At 49.3% G+C, this 203-nt stretch carries 1 pseudogene; it reads right to left on the reverse strand.

The annotated features are described in order from the left end of the window. A pseudogene (locus DW743_RS18520) lies at positions 1-203 on the reverse strand (IS200/IS605 family accessory protein TnpB-related protein); the annotation flags it as partial.

Raw genomic sequence — 203 nt, forward strand, 5'->3', positions numbered from 1 at the left:
GATGCTGACAAATCACAGTTGTATCTTTTTCCAGTCTGAAACGTACACAGACGATGATCCCGTGTATCACGGGCAATCTCTCCTGATCCATCAAAGGCAAGCCTGCTCGTGTTCCAGGCACAAATCCGGGAAATTCGGATTCCCTTTCTGTGTGCCTGCTGTCCGCACCGTTTCTGGATATCACGTTTTCTCCACATCTGCAG

It is taken from the genome of Blautia sp. AM28-27 (assembly GCF_003480905.1).
Lineage (GTDB): Bacteria > Bacillota > Clostridia > Lachnospirales > Lachnospiraceae > Fusicatenibacter > Fusicatenibacter saccharivorans.